At 68.0% G+C, this 2,996-nt stretch carries 1 protein-coding gene and 2 pseudogenes; 1 reads left to right on the top strand and 2 read right to left on the bottom strand.

Going from position 1 to position 2,996, the window contains the following annotated elements:
• The coding region (locus tag RHBS_RS26185; RefSeq protein WP_237669756.1) for a DUF2797 domain-containing protein at positions 1-693 on the top strand (693 nt) is incomplete at its 5' end.
• Positions 694-711: 18 nt separating this feature from the next.
• Here the strand turns inward: RHBS_RS26185 and RHBS_RS26180 are convergent.
• Together RHBS_RS26180 and RHBS_RS26175 are read right to left on the bottom strand one after the other, a co-directional pair.
• A pseudogene (locus tag RHBS_RS26180) lies at positions 712-2,312 on the bottom strand (phospho-sugar mutase).
• Positions 2,309-2,996 (bottom strand): annotated as a pseudogene (locus RHBS_RS26175) (purine-nucleoside phosphorylase); the annotation flags it as partial. The pseudogenes RHBS_RS26180 and RHBS_RS26175, both read right to left, overlap by 4 nt.

The following is a 2,996-nucleotide window of genomic DNA, read 5'->3' as shown; positions in this document are numbered from 1 at the left end:
GAGCGGGCCGTCGCGTCGGGGCAGTGCGCGACGTGCGCCGACAAGGACAGCTTTCGATTCGTGCACACCGTGCATCGCAGCGGATTCGTCTCACGTGATCTGGAAAAGCATGTCATGCAGCCGCATTGGCTGTATCTGGCGGCGTTCGCCAACGGCACCTTCAAAATCGGGACGGCGGCTGACACGCGTAAATGGGGTCGGCTCGCCGAGCAAGGTGCCATCTGCGCGCAGTACGTCGCCCACGCCGACGACGGCAAGGCCGTCCGGGTGGCCGAGGATCTCGTGACCGAATCGATGGGGCTACGGCAGGCGGTGAGGTCCGCGGCGAAAGCCGCCTCGCTGTGTCTGCCGATCGACGTGGACAGGCTCGAGGCCGCCACCGCTGCCCGGGCCGAGCAGGTCCGCGAAATGCTGACCGAGGCAGGCATAGCCGGATGCACCCCGATCGACGAACCATGGGCCCCGCCCGCAGGCCGGGAGGCGTTGAGCGAGAACGTCAGCCGCGTCGCCTACCCCGCGGATGTCGCAACCGGTTCCCACGGACTCGAGATCAGGACATGCGTCGGGCAGGCGGTGATAGCGACCGTCGACGACGAGACCTACGTCGTGGATCTTGCGGCATTGAAGGGTCGGCGAATCGAACTCGGGGCCTTCACGTCCGATCTGCCTGCGGTGCAGTCGGCGCTGTTCTGAGGTTCGGGTCGTCGACGCTCAGAGGTGCTGGGCGAAGTCGGTCAGTTCGGCCAGGATCTCGGCTGCCGCCGCCCGTGCTCTCGGCAGGTCCTCGGGGCCGTCGACGTGCTCGATGACTTCGAGGTAGGCCTTGAGTTTGGGTTCGGTGCCGGAGGGCCGCACGATGACCCGCAGCCCCGATCCGCTGATCTCGACTGCGTCGGTGCGTAGTTCGTCGTCGCGTTGGGCGTAGTCCGACGCGGTGACGGCCCGCCCGGCCAGTTCCGTCGGCGGTGCGCTGCGCAACCGGTGCATCATGTTCCCGATCTCGGCGAGGTCCTCGACCCGCCGCGAGACCTGCGCACCCAGGTGAACCCCGAACTCGACCGCGAGGTCGTCGAGCACGTCGAGAAGGGTGCGCCGATCCTGCTTCAGGCCTGCGGCCAGATCTGCGAGCACCACCGCGGCCGAAATACCGTCCTTGTCGCGCACCACGTTCGGATCAACGCAGTGTCCGATGGCCTCCTCGTAGGCGTACACGAGGCCCTCGCCCGCGCGGACGAGCCACTTGAATCCGGTCAGGGTGCGGGCATACCGAGCGCCGCGCGCCGGAGCGAGCTCCGAGAGCAGTTGCGACGAGACGATCGTATTGGCCACCAGCGAGTCGGCGGGCGCATCGGCGAGGAGATGGTTCGCGAGCAGGGCCCCGGTCTCGTCGCCGGTCAGCATGCGCCACCCACCGTCCGTGGGCACCCCGATCGCACAGCGATCGGCGTCGGGGTCGAGGGCAATCGCGATATCGGCGTCGATCTCGGCCGCCAGCGCGACCACCGCGTCGGCTGCGCCAGGCTCCTCCGGTTGGGGAACGTCACGGTCGGGAATGTGGGATCGGGCTCGAACTGTTCTTCGACCACCCGGATATCGCGGAACCCCGCGCCACGCAGCGCAGCCATCGCGAGTTCACCGCCGACGCCGTGTAGGGGAGTCAGCGCGATGCGGATGCCCCGAACTGTCGAACGTGGCAGTGCGACAACGGAATCGAGATAGCGCGCAGCGATGTCGGAGCCGGTCGGTTCGACGATCGTGCGCGGAACCTCGATCGCGTCGGGAGTGGCCTCGATGAGTGCTTCGATCTGGGCGTCGCTCGGCGGGATCAATTGCGAGCCGCCGCGGAGATACACCTTGTACCCGTTGTCCGCGGCGGGATTGTGCGACGCGGTGATCTGCACGCCGAGCTCGGCATCGAGTGCCCGCACCGCGAAGGCGACGACGGGGGTAGGGAGAGGCCGAGGCAGCATCACCACGGAAAAGCCCTGGGCGGAGAAGGTTTCGGCGGCCGCGAACGCGAACTGTTCGGAGCCGTTCCTGGCGTCGCGACCGACCACGACCGTGGAACCACCCAGACCGTTCTCGATCAACCACGCCGCGATGCCGGCCGAGGTCTTCGTCACCACCGCCACGTTCATCCCGTTCGGTCCCGCGCGCACCGGGCCACGTAGACCTGCGGTACCGAATGTCAGGGGACCGCTGAACCGGTCGGCGAGTTCGGCATCGGGCAGGCCGTCGAGTTCCTCGCGAGCAGCGGGGTCGGGATCTCCTGCGATCCAAGCCCGTACCCGTTCGGTGAGATCCTCGGTCACAGGCGAGAGACCAACTCGTGCAGCAACGCACCCATGCGAGCGGCGGAATCCTTACCGGCAGCGAGCACTTCGGAGTGATCGAGATGCTCACCGGTCATTCCGGCCGCGAGATTGGTCACCAGCGAGATACCCAGGACGCGTGCGCCTTTCGCGCGGGCAGCAATCGTCTCGTGCACCGTCGACATACCCACGAGGTCGGCTCCGAGCGTGCGCAGCATCCTGATCTCGGCGGGCGTCTCGTAGTGCGGGCCGGGCAGGCCGGCGTAGACGCCGTCCTCGAGCGACGGATCGATCTCGCTCGCAAGGGCCGTAGTTCGGGGGAGTACGCGTCGACCAGATCGACGAACTCGGCCCCCACCAGGGGCGAACGGGCCGTGAGATTGAGGTGATCGGAGATCAGCACGGGCTGCCCGACGCTCATGCCGTCTCGGATACCGCCCGCAGCGTTGGTCAGGACGACGGTCGTGGCACCGGCCGCGACCGAGGTCCGCACCGGATGCACGACGCGTCGCAGGTCGTGGCCCTCGTAGGCATGTGTGCGTCCCTGCAGCAGCAGTGTGTGGGTGCCGCCGACGTCCACCGAGGTGATGGTGCCGGAGTGGCCCGACGCCGACGGTGGCGCGAAGCCGGGCAGGTCGGCCATGCGCACGGTTGCGGTGGGGGAGCCGAACACGTCGGCTGCCG

It is taken from the genome of Rhodococcus sp. BS-15, assembly GCF_000813105.1.
Classification (GTDB): domain Bacteria; phylum Actinomycetota; class Actinomycetes; order Mycobacteriales; family Mycobacteriaceae; genus Rhodococcoides.
This window is presented reverse-complemented; position numbering and strand designations above follow the sequence as displayed.